The following is a 20,522-nucleotide window of genomic DNA, read 5'->3' on the forward strand; positions in this document are numbered from 1 at the left end:
GGGGCGATGCGAAGCATCGAACAATTGCGCACCTGAGAATCTCGAGATTCCGGGTTCGGCTCTCCGAGCCGCCCCGGAATGACAGAGCTAGGTCCGGGCGAGTTAAGGTAAACAAAGGGTTTAAATTGCCGCCACAGTCTGATGCGAGTTAGCTCCGGCATGGCCGTCGCCTTCCATCGAGGGCTCGGCAAACCAGGCGGGAAGCGGCATGTTCAGGAATTGGCGGATCGGCTCGGTCAACGGCGCGCTGCTGGCGGCCTATTTTATTCCCGTATGGAGCCTCGTCGCCTTCAACATCATTGTCGCGCCCGTGCACGGCCTCTACGAGCGGCCGAGCGTCGCGGTGGCGCTGTACCTGAGCGATCATTTGCAGATGGCGGGCATGGACACGGTGCGTGCCGCCTGGCTGCTGGCGCTCGGACGGCTGACCGTGGTGGCGTTCTTCGCGATCTACCTCGTGCTGCTCTGCATTCCCCGCACCCGCAAGAGCGGCGGCAGTGACGAGGCGCTCGGTATTGCGCTGGCGATCGGCAGCCTGATCTCCTTTGCCAGCATGGTGATGGCCTCCAAGGTCGGCGAGCTGGCCGCGCTTCGGCTGCATGCCACCGAGCTCCTGCTCCTGCTCGGTGCCGCGGTCGTGCTCGTGATCGAGAAGCCGGCGGCTGGGCCGAAGACGGCCGAGGCCGCCGCGCCGCCGAATCTTCAGCCTCTAGGTCTTGAGCAGGCCGAGCTCCTGCACAATCGCTGAGGCTTCCTTGACGGCGTGGTTCGCCGCCGGCACGCCGCAATAGATCGCCTGCTGCAGCAGGATCTCCTTGATGTCGTCGGGCGTGAACCCGCCCTCGGCGAGCGCCGCGCGCACGTGCAGGCGGAATTCGTCCCATTGCCCGAGTGCGACCATGGTGCCGATCACGAGCACGCGCCGCGTGCGCTCGTCGAAATGCGGCCGCGTCCAGATCTCGCCCCAGGCGTAGCGGGTGATCAGGTCCTGGAAATCGGTGTTGAAGGCATTGCGGTTCGCGATCGACTTGTCGACCCAGGCATTGCCCAGCACCTTGCGGCGCACGTTCATGCCGGCATCGCGGCGCTTCTGGTCGTCCATGGTGTCCTCCTCTCCGTCATTGCGAGGAGCGAAGCGACGAAGCAATCCAGACTGTCTCCACGGAGGGATTTCTGGATTGCTTCGCTGCGCTCGCAATGACGGTTGTTGCTAGCGCTGCGTCAGGAACCCCACCACCGCATCGGTGAATGCATGCGGCTGCTCAACGTTCGAAATGTGCGCGGCGTCGATGATGGTCATGCTGGCGCCGGGAATGTTGGAGCGGATCAATTCGGCCGCCGAGATCGGCGTCGCCACATCGTGGCGGCCGGCGATCACCAGCGTCGGGCTCTTGATCTTCGGCAGCAGCGCGCGCTGGTCGAGCGTCGACAGCGCCTCGCAACAGGCGAGATAACCCTCGACAGGCGAGGCGAGCAGCATCGACTTCATCTTCGCGGTGATCGCAGGCTCGCGCTCGCGAAAATCCTGGGTGAGCCAGCCCGCGATCACGGCGTCCGCGACCGCCGCGATGCCGCCTTTCTTCACCGCCTCGATACGTTCCAGCCATCGGGTCGGCTCGGCATAATAGCAGGAGGTGTTGGCGAGGATGAGCTTGCCGAACCTTTCGGGCGCATTGGCGCCGAGCCATTGCCCGACCATGCCGCCCATCGACAAGCCGCACCAATGCACCTTCTCGATGTTGAGATCGTCGAGGATCGCGAGCACGTCGCGTCCGAAGCGCTCCATCGTGTAGGGGCCGGGCGGTACGTTGGACTTGCCATGGCCGCGGCGGTCGTAACGGATGACGCGGAACACCTGCGTCAGCGACTTCATCTGCGGCTCCCACATCTGCAGCGTGCAGCCGAGCGAGTTCGACAGCATCAAGGTCGGCCCGCCGTCGCGGCCTTCGACGGAGACGTTGATGAGGCATCCGTCGGCATCGATCATGGGCATGGCATGTTCCTCGTCATGCGCGGGCTTGACCCGCGCATCCATCTAGAAAAAGAATCTTTCCCAGATGATGGATTGCCGGGTCAAGCCCGGCAATGACATCAGGAGAGATCCAATGAATCGAGCAAGCGATCGATCAGCGCCTGTGACGCGCCTTGATAGGCCATCGGCTCGAACAATGCCGCAATTTTTTCCGGCGAAAGGTGCGCGGTGACTTGCGAATCGGCCGACAGCACCTCGCGCAGATGCTTCTTCTCGGCCACCGCGCGCTTGCTCGCGGCCTCGACGAGATGATGTGCATCGCTCTTGCCGATGGCTTCGGCGAGCGCGAAGGTGACGGCCTCCGCCATGATCAGCCCGTGCGTCGCATCGAGATTGCTGCGCATGCGCCCCGCATCGACCTCGAGACCCTCGGCGATGTCGACGACGGCAGCCAGCGCGCCTGATGTGACCAGCATCAATTGCGGCAGCGTCGGCCATTCCGCGTGCCAGGGACCGGCACTGCGTTCGTGGTCCTGCACTTGGGCGGCGAAGATCGTCGCGGCGAGCTGCGGGGCCATGGCCGCAGCGCCCAGCGCGCTCGCGGCGGCGACCGGGTTGCGCTTGTGCGGCATGGTCGAGGAGCCGCCGCGGCCTTCGCCGGCCGGCTCGAACGCTTCGGCGACGTCGGTCTGCATCAAGAGCGAGACGTCGCGCGCGATCTTGCCGCAGCTGCCGGCGAGAATGGCGAAGCAGGATGCGGCCTCGGCGATGCGGTCGCGATGGGTATGCCAGGGCGCCTCGGGCAGCGGCAGATCGAGCTCTCGCGCCAGCCGTTCGGCCACCGCGAGCCCCTTGTCGCCGAGCGCAGCGAGCGTGCCTGCGGCGCCGCCGAATTGCAGCACCAGGCCCTCGCGGGAGAGCCGCCGCAGGCGGCAGCGGGCGCGGGCAAGGCTCGAGGCGTATTCGGCTGCCTTCAGCCCGAACGGCATCGGCAGCGCGTGCTGAAGCCAGGTCCGCGCCACCATCGCGGTGTTGCGATGGCTGCGCGCCAGCGCGGCAAAGCCTTTGATGGCGCGGCTGAGGTCGGCATCCAGCGCCGCGATGCCGGCGCGCAGCGTCAGCATGGTCGCGGTGTCGATGACGTCCTGGCTGGTCGCGCCCCAATGCACGTAGCGCGCGGCCTCCGCGTCACTCTTGCCGACATTGGCGGTCAGCATCTTGACCAGGGGAATCGCGAGATTGCCCGATCGCGTCGCGGCGTCGGCCAGTGCGGCCGGGTCGAAGCCATCGGCCTTGCACGCGGCCTCGATCGGGCTCACGGCGGATGCCGGAATCACGGCGCTGGCCGCTTCGGCACGTGCCAAGGCTGCCTCGAAATCGAGCATGTTCTGCAGGGTGGACCGGTCGTCGCAGACCGCGCGCATGGCGGCGCTCGACAGCATCGGTGCGAGCAGGGGGGAGATGGATGTGCTCATGTTGTGCGCGACCTAATCACCATGGCCCGGCCATGCCAATCCCCCACCGCCCGCACACGTCATTTTGCAGTTGCGAATATGCATTGCACGTGACCGGCCGCCGGCCTTTTCTTTGCCGCGTCGCTGCGTTACTTGATCAGCACTATAGTGCGATCCGGGAGGCACCCTCATGGCCATGACGATGAACGGCGAAGTCCAGCTTGCGGCGCCGCGCGAGGCCGTGTGGGCCAAGCTCAACGATCCCGAGGTGCTGAAGGCCTGCATCCCCGGCTGCGAGGAGCTGGAGAAGACCGACGACGGCGGCTTCCGCGCGACGGCGAAGATGAAGGTCGGCCCGGTGTCGGCGCGCTTCAAGGGCAAGGTGATGCTGTCCGACCTCGACCCGCCGAACGGCTACAAGATTTCCGGTGAGGGCGAGGGCGGGGTGGCCGGATTCGCCAAGGGCGGCGCGGCGGTCAAGCTCGCCGAGAAGGACGGCGGCACGCTGCTCTCCTACGACGTCGAGGCGCAGATCGGCGGCAAGTTGGCGCAGCTCGGTCAGCGCCTCATCAACGGCGCCGCCAAGAAGCTGGCCGACGAGTTTTTCGCGAACTTCGCCAAGGCGGTACAGAGCTGAAGGTCCAATACCTTTAGAGTAGCGCCTTCGGCATGGCGCCTTGCGCCCCGGGCGATGTTGCCCCGGGGCATAATGGCCCATATGATGGGTTGGAAGAATTATAAGAACCGCTTCGACGGGACCCGTCGGGGCGCTGACAGAGAGTCCTTATGGCCAAAATCTCCCTCATCGTGAACGGCAATCCTGTGACGGCCAACGTCGATCCCCGCACGCTCCTGGTGCAATTCCTGCGCGAGAATCTGCGGCTGACGGGCACCCATGTCGGCTGCGACACCTCGCAGTGCGGCGCCTGCGTCGTGCATCTCGACGGCAAGGCCGTGAAGTCCTGCACCACGCTTGCGGTGATGGCCGATGGCCACGAGGTCAAGACGATCGAGGGGCTGGCCGCCGACGGCGCGCCGCTGCATCCGATGCAGGAGGCCTTCCGCGAGCACCATGGCCTGCAGTGCGGCTTCTGCACGCCGGGCATGATCATGACCGCAATCGACATCGTGCACCGCAAGGGCCACGAGGTCGACGACCACACCATTCGCGAGGAGCTCGAAGGCAATCTCTGCCGCTGCACGGGTTACCAGAACATCGTCGCCTCGATCTCCGCCGGTGCCAAGGCGATGGCCAAATCCGACCTCGCGTAACGCGCACCCTGCGATCAGGACATACAGATGTACGAATTCAAATATCATCGCCCTGGGACCGTTCGCCAGGCGGCCAACCTCCTGGTGAAGAACGAGGACGCCAAGGTGATCGCCGGCGGCCATACGCTGATTCCCGTCATGAAGCAGCGCCTCGCGAGCCCGCCGCATCTGGTCGACCTCTCCCACATCGAGGGGCTCAACACGATCGAGATGAAGGGCCGCTCACTGGTGATCGGCGCCACCGCCAAGCACGCCGAGGTCGCCACCTCCGCCATCGTCGGTGAGACGATCCCGGCGCTGGCGAATCTCGCCGGCGGAATCGGCGATCCCGCCGTGCGCCACAAGGGCACGATCGGCGGCTCGCTCGCCAACAACGATCCGACTGCCGACTATCCGGCCGCGGTGCTCGCGTTAGGGGCCACCATCGTCACCAACAAGCGCCGCCTCAAGGCGGAAGAGTTCTTCCAGGGCCTGTTCACGACTGCGCTCGAAGCGGATGAGATCATCACCAAGGTGATGTTCCCGCTGCCGAAGAAGGCTGCCTACATCAAGTTCCGCAACCAGGCCTCGCGCTACGCGCTGGTCGGCGTGTTCGTGGCGCGGCGTCCTTCGGACGTGCGCGTTGCCGTAACCGGTGCGGGCTCCGAAGGCGTGTTCCGCGTCACCGCATTCGAGGAGGCCCTGAAGAAGCGCTTTGCCTCGAAGGCGCTGGAGGGCATCTCGGTGCCGGCGGAAGGCCTCAACAGCGACATTCACGGCAGCGCCGAATACCGCGCGCATCTCATCGGCGTGCTGACGCGGCGCGCCGTCGATGCCGCCAATGCCAAGGAATGACGGGCCTCACGCCTTGGCCCAAATACTTGCCCGGTGAGGGCGCAAACGAGACTGGCCTTTCATGACTTCAGCGGCCACACCTTCCGGTGCCAATACTTTAGTTGGATTGCCGGCATCGGTCGATGCGATGCTCGAACTCCTGACGGCGCGCGGCTATCTGGCCGAGCGCTCGCTGGCGACGGTGACATATCTGTCGCTGCGGATGGGCCGGCCGCTGTTCCTGGAAGGCGAGGCCGGCGTCGGCAAGACCGAGATCGCCAAGGTGCTCTCGGCGGCGCTGGGGCGGAAATTGATCCGCCTGCAATGCTACGAAGGCCTCGACGTCTCCTCGGCCGTCTACGAGTGGAACAGCGCGGCGCAGATGATCGCGATCCGCATGGCGGAAGCCGTCGGCGACACCGATCGCGATCAGCTTTCGAGCGACATCTTCGCGGATCGCTACATGATCAAGCGGCCGCTGCTCCAGGCGCTGGAGCCTGATGTTGCCGGCCCGCCGGTGCTGCTGATCGACGAGCTCGACCGCGCCGACGAGGCGTTCGAGGCCTACCTGCTCGAGATCCTCAGCGACTTCCAGGTGACCATCCCCGAATTCGGCACCGTGAAGGCGCCGCATCCGCCGATCGTCATCATCACCTCCAACCGCACGCGCGAGATCCACGACGCGCTGAAGCGGCGCTGCCTCTATCACTGGGTCGATTATCCCGCCGCCGAGCGCGAGCTTGCGATCGTCAAGACGCGCGTGCCCGGCATCTCCGCCAAGCTGTCGCAGCAGGTCGTGCGCTTCGTGCAGGCGCTGCGCAACCAGGACTTCTACAAGTCGCCGGGCGTCGCCGAAACCATCGACTGGGCCACGGCGCTGTCGGAGCTCGATGCCCGCTCGCTGACCCCGCAAGTGGTCGGCGACACGCTGGGCGCGCTGCTCAAGTACCAGGACGACATCACCCGCATGCAGGGCGAGGCGCTGCAGAAGGTGCTGAAGGACGCGACGAGCGAGGTCGATTGAGTTCGTCATTCCGGGGCGCGCGTTAGCGCGAACTACGGTGCGCAATTGCGCACCTGAGAATCCATCGGGCCGCAGAGTTGGTGGAAGAATGGATTCCGGGTTCGCGCCAAGCGGCGCGCCCCGGAATGACAAGCGGATGGATACGAGACCATGGCCATCAACCACCTCGCCCCCGAAAAGACCGAGCAATTCGCCGACAACATCATCGGCTTCGCCCGCGCGCTGCGTGCCGCCGGCCTGCCGGTCGGGCCGGGCGCGGTCATCGATGCCATGAGCGCGCTGCAGGTGATCGACATCGGCAGCCGATCCGACGTCTTCACCACGCTGGAGGCGATCTTCGTCAAGCGCCATGAGCATGCGCTGATCTTCAGCCAAGCCTTCAACCTGTTCTTCCGCGCTTCGGAAGAATGGAAGCACATGCTGGATTCGGTGCCGCTGCCGGACGAGGCCAAGAAGAAGCCGCAGGCCGGCGCCCGCCGCGTCCAGGAGGCGATGGCGCAGCCCCGCATGACCGAGACGCCGCAGCACCAGGAGCAGGATTTGCGCCTGTCGGTCTCCGACAAGGAGATCCTGCAGAAGAAGGACTTTGCGCAGATGAGCGCGGCGGAGATCGCCGAGGCGCTCCGCGCCATCGAGCGGATGCATCTGCCGCAGGCTGAGCTCTTGACGCGCCGGCGCCGGCCCGATGCGCGGGGCCTGCGCCTCGACCTCCGCCGCACCCTGCGCACCTCCTTGCGCACCGGCGGCGACATCATCGACATCCATCGCCTCGGGCGGATCGAGAAGCCGGCGCCGATCGTGGCGCTGCTCGACATCTCGGGCTCGATGAGCGAGTACACCCGCCTGTTCCTGCATTTCCTGCATGCGATCACGGATGCCCGCAAGCGCGTCTCGGTGTTCCTGTTCGGCACGCGCCTCACCAATGTCAGCCGCGCGCTGCGCCAGCGCGACCCGGACGAGGCGCTGGCGAGCTGCTCGGCCTCGGTCGAGGACTGGGCCGGCGGCACCCGCATCTCGGCCTCACTGCACAACTTCAACAAATTGTGGGCGCGCCGGGTGCTGAGCCAGGGCGCCATCGTGCTCCTGATCTCCGACGGGCTGGAACGGGAGGCCGATTCCAGGCTCGCCTTCGAGATGGACCGGCTGCACCGGTCATGCCGGCGGCTGATCTGGCTGAACCCGCTACTGCGGTTTGGCGGCTTCGAGGCCAAGGCGCAGGGCATCAAAATGATGCTGCCCCACGTTGACGAATTCCGGCCCGTGCATAATTTGAGTTCGATCCAGGAGCTGATCACGACGCTCTCCCAGCCGCTGCCGCCGCATCACCGCAGCCTGATCCGCTCCGCAGCTTGAGAGGCCAGCCATGCTCGATCGCGACGAGGACATCCTGAAGGCGGCGGAGGACTGGCAGAAGGCCGGCCGTGGCGTCGCGTTGGCGACGGTCGTCGAGACCTGGGGCTCGGCGCCGCGTCCGGCGGGCTCCAGCCTCGTCATCAACGACGAAGGCACGTTCCTGGGGTCCGTCTCCGGCGGCTGCGTCGAGGGCGCCGTTGTCACGGAGGCCATGGACGTGATCCAGAGCGGCAAGCCGAAGATGCTGGAGTTCGGCGTCGCCGACGAGACCGCCTGGAACGTCGGGCTGTCCTGTGGCGGCACCATCCGAGTCTTTGTCGAGAAGGTCGGTTAGCCGTGAAGCTCGATATCCTGCACGAACTCAATGCCGAGCGCGCCGCGCGCCGGCCGGTGATCCTGGTGACCGACACCGAGAGCGGCGAGCAACGCCTGGTGAAGGCGAAGGACTTCGCCAAGGATCCGCTGCGCCCCGAGCTGGACAAGCAGCTTCGCATGGGCAAGAGCGCCAGTGTCGAGGCCGGCGGCAAGAAGCTGTTCCTCAACGTCTACGCCCCGACGGCAAAGCTCGTCATCATCGGCGCGGTCCATATCAGCCAGGCCCTGGCGCCGCTGGCGCGCTCGCTCGGCTATGACGTCACCGTGGTCGATCCGCGCACGGCCTTTGCGAGCCCCGAGCGCTTTCCCGACATTCCGCTGATCGCCGAATGGCCTGATACTGCGCTGCCACCGCTCAACGTCGATGCCTACACGGCGTTCGTCGCGGTGACTCACGATCCCAAGATCGACGATCCCGCGCTGCTGCACGCCTTCGAGCGCAACTGCTTCTATATCGGCGCGCTCGGCTCGCGGAAGACGCATGCCAAGCGTGCTGACCGGTTGCGGGCGCAGGGCGCCAGGGAAAGCGACATCGCGCGCATCCACGCGCCCATCGGGCTTGCGATCGGTGCGGTCTCGCCATCTGAGATCGCGGTGGCGATCATGGCCGAGATCACGGCCGTGCTTCGGCTGCCTCCCAAGGAAAAAGAAGAAGCGGCATGAAGTTCGGCCCGGCGAGCCCGAGGGATGCGATCGGCGGGGTAACCGTCCACACCCTGCGCCAGGGCTCGCTGGTGCTGAAGAAGGGCACGACGATCGGACCTGCCGAGGTCGAGTCGCTCCAGCGCGCCGGCATCAAGGACATCGTCGTGGTGCGCATGGAGGCGGGCGACGTCTCCGAGGACGTTGCGGCCGCCAGCATCGCGCTCGCCATCGGCGGCGATGGCATCCATGTCGAGCGCGCCTTCACCGGCCGCGCCAATCTGTTCGCCGCGCGAGCGGGCGTGCTGGTGATCGACCGCGCCGCGGTCGACCGCATCAACAACGTCGACGAAGCCATCACCTTTGCCACGCTCCCCGCCTACAAGCCGGTGGTCGAGGGCGAGATGGTCGGCACCGTCAAGATCATCCCGTTCGGCGTCGAAGCGAGTTTGCGCGATGCCGCGGTGAAGGCGGCGGGCAAGGACGTGTTGAAGGTCGCGCCTTACGTGATCAAGCGCGTCGGCGTGGTCTCGACGCTGCTGCCGGGCCTGTCCACCAAGGTGATCGACAAGACGTTGCGCGTCACCGCCGAACGGCTGGCGCCGGCCGGCGCCGGCATCATCGCCGAGCGCCGGGTCCCGCACGAGGAGCAGGCGCTGTCGGCCGCGATCAAGGACTTGCTCGGCCTCGGCGCCGAGCTCGTGATCGTGTTCGGCGCGTCCGCGATCGCCGACCGCCGCGACGTGATTCCGGCGGCGGTCACCGGCATCGGCGGCGAGATCGAGCATTTCGGGATGCCGGTCGACCCCGGCAATCTCTTGCTGATCGCCCGCGCCGGCGAGGTGCCGGTGCTGGGCGCGCCGGGCTGCGCGCGCTCGCCGGTCGAGAACGGTTTTGACTGGGTCTTGATGCGGCTTCTCGCCGGCATCAAGGTGACCCGCTCCGAGCTGATGGGCATGGGCGTCGGCGGCCTCTTGATGGAGATCGTGACGCGGCCGCAGCCGCGCGCCAAGCCTGAGACCGAGGGCAACAGCCAGGTCGCGGCTATCGTGCTCGCGGCGGGCCGCTCGACCCGGATGGGCGGGCCGAACAAGCTGCTCGCCGAGCTCGACGGCAAGAAGCTGGTGCGTCTCGCGACCGAGCAGGCGCTGGCCTCCAAGGCATCCGAGGTGATCGTCGTCACCGGCCACCAGGCCGAGCTCGTCGAGCAGGCGCTGCAAGGCCTGAAGGTGAGGTTCGTCCGCAATCCGGAGTTCGCCGGCGGCATCGCCAGTTCTGTGAAGGCCGGCATCGCGGCGGTGCCCGAGACCTGCGACGGCGCCGTGGTGTGTCTCGGCGACATGCCGCTGATCGACGCCAGCCTGATCGACCGGCTCATCGACAGTTTCGCGCCCGACCGCGGCAATCTCATCGTCGTGCCCGTCAGCGAGGGCCGCCGCGGCAACCCGGTGCTGTGGTCGCGCCGCTTCTTTGGGGAGTTGATGACGCTCGACGGCGACGTCGGCGCGCGGCATCTGATCGCCAAGCACACCGAAGCCGTCGCAGAAGTGCCCGTCGACGGCGAGAGCGCCTTCCTCGACATCGATACGCCGCAGGCGCTGGAGGCGGCAAGGCGGGGCTAGTCTGCCGTGTGTCGTAGGGACTGCTTTCGGGGCGACACATTACAGTTCACGCGGCTTTCAACCACCCGTTCACCATCTGGAAACGACCGCCGCTTAGAGTTCCCCCGACCTGCCTTGGGGGGAGGGGTTCTTCCATGACTTCGAACGTCGTCGTGCGTCGTTGCGCGATGTTTTTCTTTGCGCTGTCCGTTTCCGTCGCCGGCGCTCGCTACATCACGGATGCGCACGCGGCCGGCGCGTTTGCGGTCGGCAAGTGCGGCGCTTATGGCCAGGCCTTCGACTATGGCCACGAGCACGAGGCCCGCGCCGCGGCGCAGAAGCAATGCAAGGGCGATTGCACGACCGTGACGATGAAGCGCGCCTGCGCTGCGATGTCGGTCGATCTCACCAATCCCTGCGGCGCCTACGGCTATGCCGTCAAGCCGAAGATCTCAGCTTCGCTCAATGCCGCTACGCGCGAGTGCTACAAATACGGCGGCAAGGAATGTGTGATCCGCGCCTGGGCCTGCGACGCGAAAGGCTGATTTTTCTTGCCGTCATTCCGGGGCGATGCCTAGCATCGAGCCCGGAATCCATTGAGCTACAGAGTAGGTGGACGAATGGATTCCGGGCTCGCGCCGAGTGGCGCGCCCCGGAATGACAACCTGAGGAACCACATGCAGTTCGATACCAAGATCGCCGTCGTGATCCGCACCGATCTTCAGGCCTGGCAGAAGCTGAACGTCGCGTCCTTTCTCACCAGCGGCATCGCCGCGGCTTTTCCGGACTGCATCGGCGAGGCCTATGAAGACGCCTCAGGCACCAAATATCATGCACTGATCGGCCAGCCGATCCTGATCTATGGCGCCGACGGTCCGGCGTTGTCGCGTGCGTTGGACCGCGCGCTGACGCGTAACGTTACGCCGGCCGTCTATACCGAGGACATGTTCAAGACCACGCACGACGCCGCCAACCGCGAGGCGGTGAGGGCGGTTGCGCGTAGCGATCTCAATCTCGTCGGCATTGCGATGCGGGCCGAGCGGAAGGTGATCGACAAGATCGTCGACGGTCTCAGGTTCCATAGCTGACAGATCGAGAGCACCGCGCGGCGTCATCGGGGTGTCATGATGGACCCGCCCTTGCGCAAACTTTGTGCTGTTTGACTCCCGTCAAGGGTGCGCCGGGCGGCGTCGCTATTCTGCTTCACAAAGCACAGAGGAGCAGACCGATGCCGACCATGGAAGCCGCAATCGTCAAGCAATTCGGCAAGCCGCTGGTGATCGAGGACGTGCCAGTGCCTCAGACCGGTCCGGGCGAGGTTCTGGTCAAGGTCAAGGCCTGCGGCGTCTGTCACACCGATCTGCATGCCGCCTCCGGCGACTGGCCGGTGAAGCCGGTGCCGCCATTCATCCCCGGCCATGAAGCCGCCGGCATCGTCGCCGCGCTCGGGCCCGGCGTGAAGAATCTGAAAGTTGGCGACGCGGTCGGCGCAGCCTGGCTGCACGACGCCTGCATGTCGTGCGAATATTGCGAGACCGGCTGGGAGACGCTGTGCGAGCACCAGCACAACACCGGCTACAGCGTGAACGGCGGCTTTGCCGAATATGTCATCGCCTCGGCTGCCTTCGCCGCCAAGCTGCCGGGGACGATCGATTTCGCGGCCATCGCGCCGATCCTCTGCGCCGGGGTTACCACCTACAAGGGATTGAAGGAAACCGAGGCGAAGCCAGGCGAGTGGGTCGTGATCTCCGGAATCGGCGGGCTCGGCCATGTCGCGATCCAGTACGCCAAGGCGATGGGGCTGAAGGTTGCGGGCATCGACATCGCCGAAGACAAGCTCGAGCTCGCGCGTGAGACCGGCGCCGATCTCGCGGTGAACGCGCTTGCAGCCAATGCTGTGGACAAGGTGCTGGCGGCGACCGGAGGCGGCGCCCACGGCGTGCTGGTGACCGCGGTCTCGACGCCGGCCTTCGCGCAGGCGCTCAAGATGGTCCGCCGCAAGGGCCCCGTCAGCCTCGTTGGTCTGCCGCCGGGCGAATTCCCGACGCCGATCTTCGACGTCGTGCTCAAGCGCATCACCGTGCGCGGCTCCATCGTTGGTACCCGCCGCGACCTCGACGAAGCCATCGCATTTGCCGCCGACGGCAAGGTCAAGGCCGAGGTAACGAAAGTGCCGCTCGCGGGGATCAATGACGTCTTCGACCGGATGAAGGCCGGCAAGATCGACAGCCGCATGGTGCTGGATTTTGGCTAGGGCTTTACCCCGGCGGCATGCCCTCGAATTTCACGAGGCCAGGGTCGAGAGGATCCCACTCATGGCCGCGCGCGGCGAAGGTCACCGCCTGCGGCCTGTAGCGGGCGGGCTCGTCGAGGCTTGCCGCGCGGATCGTGAAGACGTCAGGCTGCGCCGCGAAGGTCATGTAGACAGCTACGCCGCATTGTGTGCAGAAGCCGCGCGTCTTCACCTTGCCACTGTCGGCGACCATGTCCCAGTGCCTGGCATCGCCCGTCAGCGTGACGCCAGCGCGCGCGAAGGTCGCGTACGAGCCATGGCCGCTGCCGCTTTCCCGCTGGCAGTCGCGGCACTGGCAGTGATTGCTGAAGAGGGGCTCTCCCAGAATCGAATAGCGGATCGCGCCGCAGGCGCACCCGCCGGTATAGGGCTTTTCCATCGCGATATCTCCCACTCAACCTTCGCCGCTGATCTCGTCGAGCTTGCGAACGACCTTCTTCCAGCCGCCGCTCATCACCGTGTAGGCCGACTCGTTCCTGGGCAGGACGAAGCCCGCATGCACGAGGCGGATCCGCGTGCCGGCTTCGACCGGGTTGAGGGACCAGGTCACGACGGTGTCGAGCGGGGCGCCGTAGCCGGTGTTGCGCTCGTCGCCGCCCTTCCAGGCGTAGACGAGGCGGCGATGCGGCACGACCTCCAGAACCCGGCAATGGATCACGCCGTCCCAATTGCCCCCCGGGGTGGTCTGGAAGGTGAAGGCCTTGCCTTCGACGGCTTCAAAGCCGGTCGGCTGCATCAGCCAGCGCCCGATCAGCTGCGCGCTGGTCAGCGCCTTCCAGATCGTCTCGGCTGTGTGAGGGAAGACCTCGTCGATGACGATGTCTCGTGTGTCGGCTTTCAACGCGGCAGCACTCACGGGTCGATCTCCTTCAAGAGGTCACGCAGGTTCTCGAAACGCTCGCGCCAGAACACGCCGTAATGGTCCATCCAGGTGACCAGTGGCTCGAGTCCTTGCGGCGCGGCGCGGTAATAGACGTTGCGGCCCTCGGCGCGCTCGGCGACGAGGCCCGCCTGCTTCAGCGACTTCAGGTGCTGCGAGACGGCGCCTTGCGTGACGCCGCTGCCGCGCGTCAGCTCGGCGACGCTGATCTCCTTGCTCTCGAACACACGTTCGAACACGGCGCGACGGGTCGGATCGGCAAGGGCGCGCATCACGGTGGTGACGGGGTTTGGGGTGGTTTCAATCATGGAATCAAATTAGCGGATACTAATGCATTAGTCAAGACTAATTCGTCTGGGACGATCGAGTCCGTCTCGCAGCCTGTTGACTATGACTGACTAGTCAGTCATATATTCAGCATGCCGAAGAAACCGACCAAAGCCGCCTCGCCCTCTACGGCTCCCATCCTCGCGAACGGCCCTGCGGCTGCAGGCCCCGATACTGCGCCTGCCTCGAACCGCGCCACGCGGGCGGCGGAGCGGCGCGCGGCGATCGTGGAGGCGGCGATGGAGGAGTTCATTGCGCGCGGCTTTGCCGCCACCAGGCTCGACGACATCGCCAAGCGCGCCGGCGTCGCCAAGGGCACGATCTACCTGCACTTCAAGGACAAGGAATCGATGTTCGAGGAGCTGGTGCGCATCGTCATCGTTCCCGTAGTGGCGCGGCTGACCACGCTGCCGCCGCCGGCGGGCTCGGTGCGCGACCTCATCGAGACGTTCGCCGGCAACTTCCTGAAGGAGGTGATCGGCACGAGGCGCGGCGATCTGGTGCGTCTGATCGTGGCGGAGGGGCCGCGCTTTCCGTCCGTCGCCGACTTCTACTACCGCGAGGTGGTCTCGCGCGGGATCGCTGCCATGCGCGCGCTGATCGAGCTCGGCATCGCGCGCGGCGAGATCCGGCAGAAGGACCTCGCGCGCTATCCGCAGATCCTGGTCGCGCCGGCGATGATCGCCGTGATCTGGCAGAGCCTGTTTGCGCGGCATGCGCCGCTCGACGCGCAGGAGATGCTGCGCGTTCATCTCGATTTGATTTTTGGCGAACGGAGGACGACATGAGGTCGTCGCAAGCAGTTTTCAGTGTTGTATTGGCGATCGCGCTCGCAATCTCGCTGGCCGGGTGCAAGGAGAGGCGCGATCCCGGCTTCCAGGGCTGGGTCGAGGCCGACATGATCTTCGTCAGTCCGGACGAAGCCGGGCGGGTCACCAAGCTCAACGTCCGCGAAGGCGACGAGGTCAAGGTCGGCGATCACCTCTATTCCGTCGATGACGATCTCCAGCTTGCCGACCTCAACCAGCAGAAGGCGACGCTTGCGAACGCGCAGCAGACCTACGACCGTGCGGCCTCGCTGAGCAAGACCGGTGCGGGCACGCAGGCCAATCTCGATTCCGCCGTGTCCGCCTTGCGCGTCGCGGAGGCGCGGGTGGCGACCTCGCAGACGCGGATGGCGCGGCGCAAGGGCTTTGCGCCGGTCGCCGGCACCATCCAGCAGATCTATTTCCGCGAAGGCGAGATGGTGGCGGCGCAGCGGCCGGTGCTCTCGATCATGCCGCCCGGCAACATGAAGCTGCGCTTCTTCGTGCCGGAGGCCGAGTTGCCGAAGCTCGCGATCGGCGACACGGTGCGCGTCTCCTGTGACAATTGCGCCGCCGATCTCACGGCGAAAATCTACTTCATCGCGACCTCGGCCGAGTACACGCCGCCCGTCATCTACAGCCTCGAGGAGCGCAACAAGCTGGTCTATCTGATCCAGGCGCGTCCCGCGCGGCCCGATGCCTTGCGCGTCGGACAGCCGATCGACGTCTACCTCAACCCCAAGACACCCGTAGCGGACAAGCGATGAGCAACGGCAACGGCATCGCCATCGACGTCAAAGGCCTGAGCAAATCGTTCGGCGGCCGCGAGGTCGTGCACGATCTGTCGATGCAGGTGAAGCGCGGCTCGATCTACGGCTTCCTCGGTCCCAACGGCTCGGGCAAGACCACCACCATCCGCATCCTCTGCGGCCTGCTCACGCCCGACAGCGGCGAGGGCACCTGCCTCGGCTACGACATCCGCCGCGATGCCGAGAAGATCAAGCGCCAGGTCGGCTACATGACGCAACGCTTCAGTCTGTACCAGGACCTCTCGGTGCGCGAGAACCTCGAATTCGTGGCGCGGCTCTATGGCCTCACTGATGCGCGCGGCGCCGCACGCGACATGATCAGGCGGCTCGGGCTCTCGGGGCGCGAGGAGCAGCTCGCCGGCGAGCTCTCCGGCGGCTGGAAGCAGCGGCTGGCGCTGGGGGCCTGCACGCTGCCAAATCCACAATTGTTGCTGCTGGACGAGCCGACCGCCGGCGTCGATCCCAAGGCGCGGCGCGATTTCTGGAACGAGATCCATTCCCTCGCGGCCGAGGGTCTCACTGTGCTGGTCTCGACCCATTACATGGACGAGGCAGAGCGCTGCCACGAGATCGCCTACATCGCCTACGGCTATCTTCTGGCGCACGGCACGGTGGAGGAGGTGATCGCGAAATCCGCGCTGACGACCTATACCGTCACGGGCGAAGACCTGAACGAGCTTGGCGCCGCGCTCACGGGCAAGCCCGGCATCGACATGGTGGCGCCGTTCGGCACCTCGCTGCATGTTTCCGGCCGCAACGTCCCGGCGCTCGAAGCCAGCATCGCGCCTTGGCGCGAGAAAAGCGGACTGAACTGGCAGAAGTCGTCGCCCTCGCTCGAAGACGTGTTCATCGAACTGATGGCACGCTCCAAGGACAATTTCCAATGAGCGCGGTCGAACATCCCGAACCACGGCGCGACATCCGCGAGCACTTCGGCTTCCTGCGGCGCTCCTACGCGATGCTGATCAAGGAGTTCATCCAGCTGAGGCGCGACCGCGTCTCGTTCGCTATGATCGTGATGCTGCCGGTGATGCAGCTGACGCTGTTCGGCTATGCCATCAACACCACGCCGCACCATCTGCCGAGTGCGGTGCTGCTCCAGGAGGATTCCGATCTCGCCCGCTCGGTGCTGAAGGCGCTGGAGAACACCAAATATTTCCGCTTCCTCTACGAGGTTCACGACGTCGACGATTTCGACAACCTCCTGAAGTCTGGCAAGGTGTTGTTCGGCGTCGAGATCCCGCGCGGCTTCGAGCGGGCGGTGCGGCGCGGCGACAGGCCGGCGCTGCTGGTCGCGGCCGACGCCACCGATCCCGTCGCCGCAAGCGCGGCGCTCGGCTCGCTCGGAATGGTCGTCCAGACCGCGCTCGCGCACGATCTCTATATCGGCGGGCCCCCGGAGATGCCGTTCGAGATCCGCGCCCATGCCCGCTACAATCCAGCCGCGAATTCCAGCCTCAACATCGTGCCCGGCCTCGTCGGCACCATCCTCACCATGACCATGCTGATCTTCACCGCGCTCTCGGTCACACGCGAGGTCGAGCGCGGCACAATGGAGAGCCTGTTGTCGATGCCGATCAAGCCGGTCGAGGTGATGTTCGGCAAGATCGTGCCTTACGTGCTGGTCGGCTTCCTCCAGGCCTTCCTGATCATCGGCATCGGCGTCGGCCTGTTCGGCGTGCCCGTGCTCGGCAATCTCGTGCTGCTGGCGCTGCTGTCGACGCTGTTCATCACCACCAATCTGTCGATCGGCTACACCATCTCGACTCTGGTCCAGAACCAGCTCCAGGCCATGCAGATGTCGATGATGTTCTTCCTGCCGAGCATTCTGCTCTCCGGCTTCATGTTCCCGTTCGCAGGCATGCCGGCCTGGGCGCAATATCTCGGCGAATGTCTGCCGCTGACCCATTATTTGCGAATCGTCCGCGCCATCATGCTGAAGGGCGCGACCATGGAGAATTTGCGCTTCGATACGCTGGCGCTGGCGGGCCTGATGCTGCTCGCCATGACCGTCGCCGTGACGCGCTTCCGCCGTACGCTGGATTGAGGCAAACTAGCCATTGAGTCATTCCGGGGCGATGCGCCAGCATCGAACCCGGAATCTCGAGATTTCCGGGTTCGCGACTTCGCCGCGCCCCGGAATGACAGGGGGTGGAATGGCCAAGTTTGCGAGCAGGAAAGCGCGGCAGCATGCCGCCTTGTCGGAGGACTTCGAGCGCGAGCTGACGCGGGAGGTGCTGCGCACCGAGCTGTTGCGGGTGCGGGCGCTGATCGCGACTGGCTGCGCCATGACGCTGTTCCTCACCGCGATCTATTTGATCGACCCCGCCGTGGTGAACCGGGTCTGGCGCGGCACCGAAGGGCTCGCCGAAGTCTACGGCCTGCTCGTCGGCTTCATTTTGTTCGAGGTCTGGGTTCACACCCAGATCAGGAAGAACCTCCGCCTCGATCGCGACGTGCCGGTGGCCAGGCGCTATATCGGCACGCTGATCGAGACGTCGCTGCCAACCGTGATCCTCATCCTGCAGATCCGGACCATGGGCGCGACCCAGGCCCTCGGTTTCGCCGTGCCGCTGATGTATTTCATTTTCGTCATCCTCTCGACGCTGCGGCTCGATTTCTGGCTCTCGACCTTCACTGGCTTCGTCGCTGCTGCCGAGCTGTTCGCGGTCGCACTGGCCTACGATCCCTCGAGCAGCGTCGGCGAGCCCCAGCTCTATTTTCACGCGGTCCGCAGCACCATCATCCTGATCTGCGGCGTGCTCGCCGGCGCCGTCGGCGCGCAATTGCGGCGGCAGTTCGCCGCGAGCATCGCGGCCGCCACCGCCCGCGACCGGGTCACCAATCTGTTCGGCCAGCACGTTTCGCCGCAGGTGGTGGAGCGGCTGATGACGGCGGGAACGCGCGCAAGCGGCGACGTCCGCCGCGTCGCGGTGATGTTCGTCGATTTCCGCGGCTTCACGGCCGGTGCGCAGTCGCGCACGCCGCAGGAGGTGGTCGACCGGCTCGACGGCGCCTTCGCCGTCCTGGTCGACATTCTCGACCGCCAGGGCGGCATCGTGAACAAGTTTCTCGGTGACGGTTTCCTCGCGCTGTTCGGCGCGCCGCTGGAAGCATCCGACGCCGCGCACCGCGCGGTCGCCGCCGGCCGCGAGATGCTGAGGGCAATGGAGCGCATCAACGCTGAGAGCAGCTGGCCGCTGCGGATCGGCATCGGCATCCATTTCGGCGAGGTCGTCGCCGGCAATATCGGCTCGCCCCGGCGCAAGGAATACACCGTCATCGGCGACACCGTGAACTTCGCCGCGCGGCTCGAGGCGCTGAACAAGGATTTCGGCTCGCAGCTGTTGATCTCCGCGTCCGTGCGCGAGGCGCTCGGTGCCGACGGCAGCGATGCCGTGCCGCTCGGCGAAGTCGAGGTGCGCGGCTACGAGCAGAAAGTGCCGGTGTTTCAGCTGGGGTAGACTTTACATCCCTGGTTGTTCGCTCTTTGCACCTTCTGACTCCCGCTAGCGCGATTGCTCCGATTGCTCCGAATTTTGGGGCATGACGAGCGATGTTTCAGGCTTGTAGAGTGCTGCGCGATGCGGCCGGTCGCGGCCGCGACTTGCATGGGGAAGCGAAAATGCAGCGCCGCTACGTCACCGTCGACGTGTTCACCGACCGCGCCTTCGGCGGCAACCAGCTCGCCGTGGTGCTCGATGCCGCCGGGCTCACGACTGCGCAGATGCAGGCGATCGCGACCGAGTTCAACTATTCCGAGACCACTTTCGTGCTGCCGCCGCGCGACAGGGCCAACGATGCCGAGGTCCGCATCTTCACGCCGGTGCAGGAGATCGCCTTTGCGGGCCATCCCAATGTCGGCACCGCCTTCGTGCTGGCCTCGATGGCGAAAGAGCCGAAGCCGCGCCTGCTGTTCGAGGAGAAGGCCGGATTGGTTCCGGTCGCGATCGTGCGAGAGCAGGGCAGGGTGATCAGAACCGAGCTCACCGCGCCGCAGCGGCTAGAGCGGCTCTCAAGGCTGTCGGCTGCCGAAGCGGCGAGCTGCATCTCGCTTGGCGCAGACGACATCAGGAGCGACAATCACGAGCCTGAGATCGTCACCGTCGGAAACGCGTTTCTGGTGATCGAGCTGCATTCGCGCGAGGCGCTGAAGCGGGCCCGGCCCGATGCTGCGGCCTTTGGCAAGGTCTTGCCGCGCGATGGTGCCCGCTCGGTGTGGTTCTATACGCGCGATGTGCCAGCGACGGAGACGCCTTGCGAGCGGCAGGCGCGCATGTTCATGCGCGGTGCCAGCGGTCTCGTCGAGGATCCCGCCACCGGCAGCGCCACGGTCGCCGCCGCCGCGCTGTTCGCCGATCTCGATCCCGTGCGTGACGGTGAGCTCAAGCTCACAGTCGGCCAGGGCTTTGACATGGGTCGTCCGAGCATCCTCTCGACGCGCGTGCGCAAGCAGGACGGCAAGATCGCGTCCGCTCACGTCGGCGGCGCTTGCGTAGAGATGATGGAGGGAACGTTCCGGCTGGCGGGGGAGGGGTAGGCTCCATCCATCGTCATGCCCGGGCTTGTCCCGGGCATCCACGTCTTGACCACTGGGAGGAAGAACGTGGATGGCCGGGACAAGTGTGCGGACCGGGGACATGGGTAACACCGTTCGGAGACATGGGTAACGGGTTCATTTTGCATCACCTCGTAGATCGATGGATGCGATTTGATGGGCTCCGAAGTAGACGCCGAATTGCCCATCGGTGGCGAGTGGCCTGATGGCCAAAAGCTCGCCGCGGAAGGCCTCCGGGACGCGCCAGCGCCGCTTGCCGAAGCGTAAGTTGGCCTTGAGCTGACTGGCCCTGCGCACGATTGCTCCTTCCTCGTACTCAGGCTCGGGCAGCTTGCTTGGCAAT

The 20,522-nt window shown here is 65.7% G+C and carries 24 protein-coding genes and 1 pseudogene; 18 read left to right on the plus strand and 7 right to left on the minus strand.

Going from position 1 to position 20,522, the window contains the following annotated elements:
* Window positions 1–208: 208 nt before the first annotated feature.
* Window positions 209–748 carry a hypothetical protein gene (locus HZZ13_RS30285; protein WP_197963161.1) on the plus strand — a complete coding sequence of 180 codons (540 nt, stop codon included), beginning with the start codon at window positions 209–211 and terminating at the stop codon, window positions 746–748.
* Here HZZ13_RS30285 and HZZ13_RS30290 read toward each other — a convergent pair.
* From HZZ13_RS30290 to HZZ13_RS30300, 3 genes are all read right to left on the minus strand, one after another.
* Window positions 710–1,102 carry a carboxymuconolactone decarboxylase family protein gene (locus HZZ13_RS30290; protein ID WP_024340834.1) on the minus strand — a complete coding sequence of 131 codons (393 nt, stop codon included), beginning with the start codon at window positions 1,100–1,102 and terminating at the stop codon, window positions 710–712. The genes HZZ13_RS30285 and HZZ13_RS30290 overlap by 39 nt on opposite strands.
* Window positions 1,103–1,210: 108 nt before the next feature.
* Window positions 1,211–1,993 carry a 3-oxoadipate enol-lactonase gene (gene pcaD / locus HZZ13_RS30295; protein ID WP_197963162.1) on the minus strand — a complete coding sequence of 261 codons (783 nt, stop codon included), beginning with the start codon at window positions 1,991–1,993 and terminating at the stop codon, window positions 1,211–1,213.
* Between the two features lie 98 nt (window positions 1,994–2,091).
* Complete coding sequence (locus HZZ13_RS30300; RefSeq protein ID WP_197963163.1) at window positions 2,092–3,447, minus strand: 3-carboxy-cis,cis-muconate cycloisomerase; 1,356 nt, start codon at window positions 3,445–3,447, stop codon at window positions 2,092–2,094.
* A gap of 169 nt (window positions 3,448–3,616) precedes the next feature.
* On the opposite strand from HZZ13_RS30300, the gene HZZ13_RS30305 reads away from it, so the two are divergent.
* The 11 genes from HZZ13_RS30305 to adhP all read left to right on the plus strand — a co-directional run bounded on the left by HZZ13_RS30305 (window position 3,617) and on the right by adhP (window position 12,760).
* Window positions 3,617–4,063, plus strand: coding sequence for an SRPBCC family protein (locus HZZ13_RS30305; RefSeq protein ID WP_197963164.1), 447 nt, complete (start codon window positions 3,617–3,619; stop codon window positions 4,061–4,063).
* Between the two features lie 149 nt (window positions 4,064–4,212).
* The gene (locus HZZ13_RS30310) at window positions 4,213–4,698 is read left to right on the plus strand and encodes a (2Fe-2S)-binding protein (protein WP_027560187.1); all 486 of its coding nucleotides are present in this window, start codon (window positions 4,213–4,215) and stop codon (window positions 4,696–4,698) included.
* A gap of 27 nt (window positions 4,699–4,725) precedes the next feature.
* Entirely contained in the window at window positions 4,726–5,532 is an 807-nt protein-coding gene (locus tag HZZ13_RS30315; RefSeq protein WP_197963165.1) for an FAD binding domain-containing protein, read from the plus strand.
* A 61-nt stretch (window positions 5,533–5,593) separates the two neighbouring features.
* The gene (locus HZZ13_RS30320; protein WP_197963166.1) at window positions 5,594–6,535 is read left to right on the plus strand and encodes an AAA family ATPase; all 942 of its coding nucleotides are present in this window, start codon (window positions 5,594–5,596) and stop codon (window positions 6,533–6,535) included.
* A gap of 150 nt (window positions 6,536–6,685) precedes the next feature.
* On the plus strand, window positions 6,686–7,888 hold the full coding sequence (locus HZZ13_RS30325) for a vWA domain-containing protein (protein WP_197963167.1): 1,203 nt from the start codon (window positions 6,686–6,688) through the stop codon (window positions 7,886–7,888).
* A gap of 10 nt (window positions 7,889–7,898) precedes the next feature.
* Window positions 7,899–8,222: an XdhC family protein gene (locus tag HZZ13_RS30330; RefSeq protein ID WP_025037240.1), complete on the plus strand. Its 324-nt coding sequence runs from the start codon at window positions 7,899–7,901 to the stop codon at window positions 8,220–8,222.
* Between the two features lie 2 nt (window positions 8,223–8,224).
* Entirely contained in the window at window positions 8,225–8,926 is a 702-nt protein-coding gene (locus tag HZZ13_RS30335; RefSeq protein ID WP_197963168.1) for an XdhC family protein, read from the plus strand.
* Window positions 8,923–10,527, plus strand: a complete 1,605-nt coding sequence (locus HZZ13_RS30340) for an NTP transferase domain-containing protein (protein WP_197963169.1) — start codon at window positions 8,923–8,925, stop codon at window positions 10,525–10,527. Before HZZ13_RS30335 ends, HZZ13_RS30340 begins: the two co-directional genes overlap by 4 nt.
* A gap of 134 nt (window positions 10,528–10,661) precedes the next feature.
* Window positions 10,662–11,051, plus strand: a complete 390-nt coding sequence (locus HZZ13_RS30345; RefSeq protein ID WP_197963170.1) for a DUF4189 domain-containing protein — start codon at window positions 10,662–10,664, stop codon at window positions 11,049–11,051.
* A 132-nt stretch (window positions 11,052–11,183) separates the two neighbouring features.
* A complete protein-coding gene (locus HZZ13_RS30350; protein ID WP_197963171.1) occupies window positions 11,184–11,594 on the plus strand; it encodes a DUF2000 family protein in 411 nt (136 codons plus the stop codon).
* Between the two features lie 140 nt (window positions 11,595–11,734).
* The gene (gene adhP, locus HZZ13_RS30355; protein ID WP_197963172.1) at window positions 11,735–12,760 is read left to right on the plus strand and encodes an alcohol dehydrogenase AdhP; all 1,026 of its coding nucleotides are present in this window, start codon (window positions 11,735–11,737) and stop codon (window positions 12,758–12,760) included.
* A gap of 4 nt (window positions 12,761–12,764) precedes the next feature.
* Here the strand turns inward: adhP and HZZ13_RS30360 are convergent, their stop codons facing one another.
* The 3 genes from HZZ13_RS30360 to HZZ13_RS30370 are packed head-to-tail and all read right to left on the minus strand — an operon-like array spanning window position 12,765 to window position 13,987.
* Window positions 12,765–13,178 (minus strand): GFA family protein, encoded by a 414-nt coding sequence (locus HZZ13_RS30360; protein ID WP_197963173.1) that lies wholly within the window; start codon window positions 13,176–13,178, stop codon window positions 12,765–12,767.
* Between the two features lie 15 nt (window positions 13,179–13,193).
* A complete protein-coding gene (locus HZZ13_RS30365) occupies window positions 13,194–13,655 on the minus strand; it encodes an SRPBCC family protein (RefSeq protein ID WP_197963174.1) in 462 nt (153 codons plus the stop codon).
* Complete coding sequence (locus HZZ13_RS30370; RefSeq protein WP_197963175.1) at window positions 13,652–13,987, minus strand: ArsR/SmtB family transcription factor; 336 nt, start codon at window positions 13,985–13,987, stop codon at window positions 13,652–13,654. Before HZZ13_RS30370 ends, HZZ13_RS30365 begins: the two co-directional genes overlap by 4 nt.
* Window positions 13,988–14,098: 111 nt before the next feature.
* On the opposite strand from HZZ13_RS30370, the gene HZZ13_RS30375 reads away from it, so the two are divergent.
* From HZZ13_RS30375 to HZZ13_RS30400, 6 genes are all read left to right on the plus strand, one after another.
* Window positions 14,099–14,794, plus strand: coding sequence for a TetR/AcrR family transcriptional regulator (locus HZZ13_RS30375; protein WP_197963176.1), 696 nt, complete (start codon window positions 14,099–14,101; stop codon window positions 14,792–14,794).
* Window positions 14,791–15,579, plus strand: a complete 789-nt coding sequence (locus tag HZZ13_RS30380) for an HlyD family secretion protein (RefSeq protein WP_197963177.1) — start codon at window positions 14,791–14,793, stop codon at window positions 15,577–15,579. Before HZZ13_RS30375 ends, HZZ13_RS30380 begins: the two co-directional genes overlap by 4 nt.
* Entirely contained in the window at window positions 15,576–16,508 is a 933-nt protein-coding gene (locus HZZ13_RS30385; protein WP_197963178.1) for an ABC transporter ATP-binding protein, read from the plus strand. The genes HZZ13_RS30380 and HZZ13_RS30385 overlap by 4 nt, the downstream gene beginning before the upstream one ends.
* A complete protein-coding gene (locus HZZ13_RS30390; protein ID WP_197963179.1) occupies window positions 16,505–17,668 on the plus strand; it encodes an ABC transporter permease in 1,164 nt (387 codons plus the stop codon). The genes HZZ13_RS30385 and HZZ13_RS30390 overlap by 4 nt, the downstream gene beginning before the upstream one ends.
* 109 nt (window positions 17,669–17,777) lie before the next feature.
* Window positions 17,778–19,085, plus strand: coding sequence for an adenylate/guanylate cyclase domain-containing protein (locus HZZ13_RS30395; protein WP_197963180.1), 1,308 nt, complete (start codon window positions 17,778–17,780; stop codon window positions 19,083–19,085).
* Between the two features lie 161 nt (window positions 19,086–19,246).
* A complete protein-coding gene (locus HZZ13_RS30400) occupies window positions 19,247–20,161 on the plus strand; it encodes a PhzF family protein (protein WP_197963181.1) in 915 nt (304 codons plus the stop codon).
* A 135-nt stretch (window positions 20,162–20,296) separates the two neighbouring features.
* Here HZZ13_RS30400 and HZZ13_RS30405 read toward each other — a convergent pair.
* Window positions 20,297–20,522, minus strand: a pseudogene (locus tag HZZ13_RS30405) (IS481 family transposase); the annotation flags it as partial.

Source organism: Bradyrhizobium agreste, assembly GCF_016031625.1.
GTDB lineage: Bacteria > Pseudomonadota > Alphaproteobacteria > Rhizobiales > Xanthobacteraceae > Bradyrhizobium > Bradyrhizobium agreste.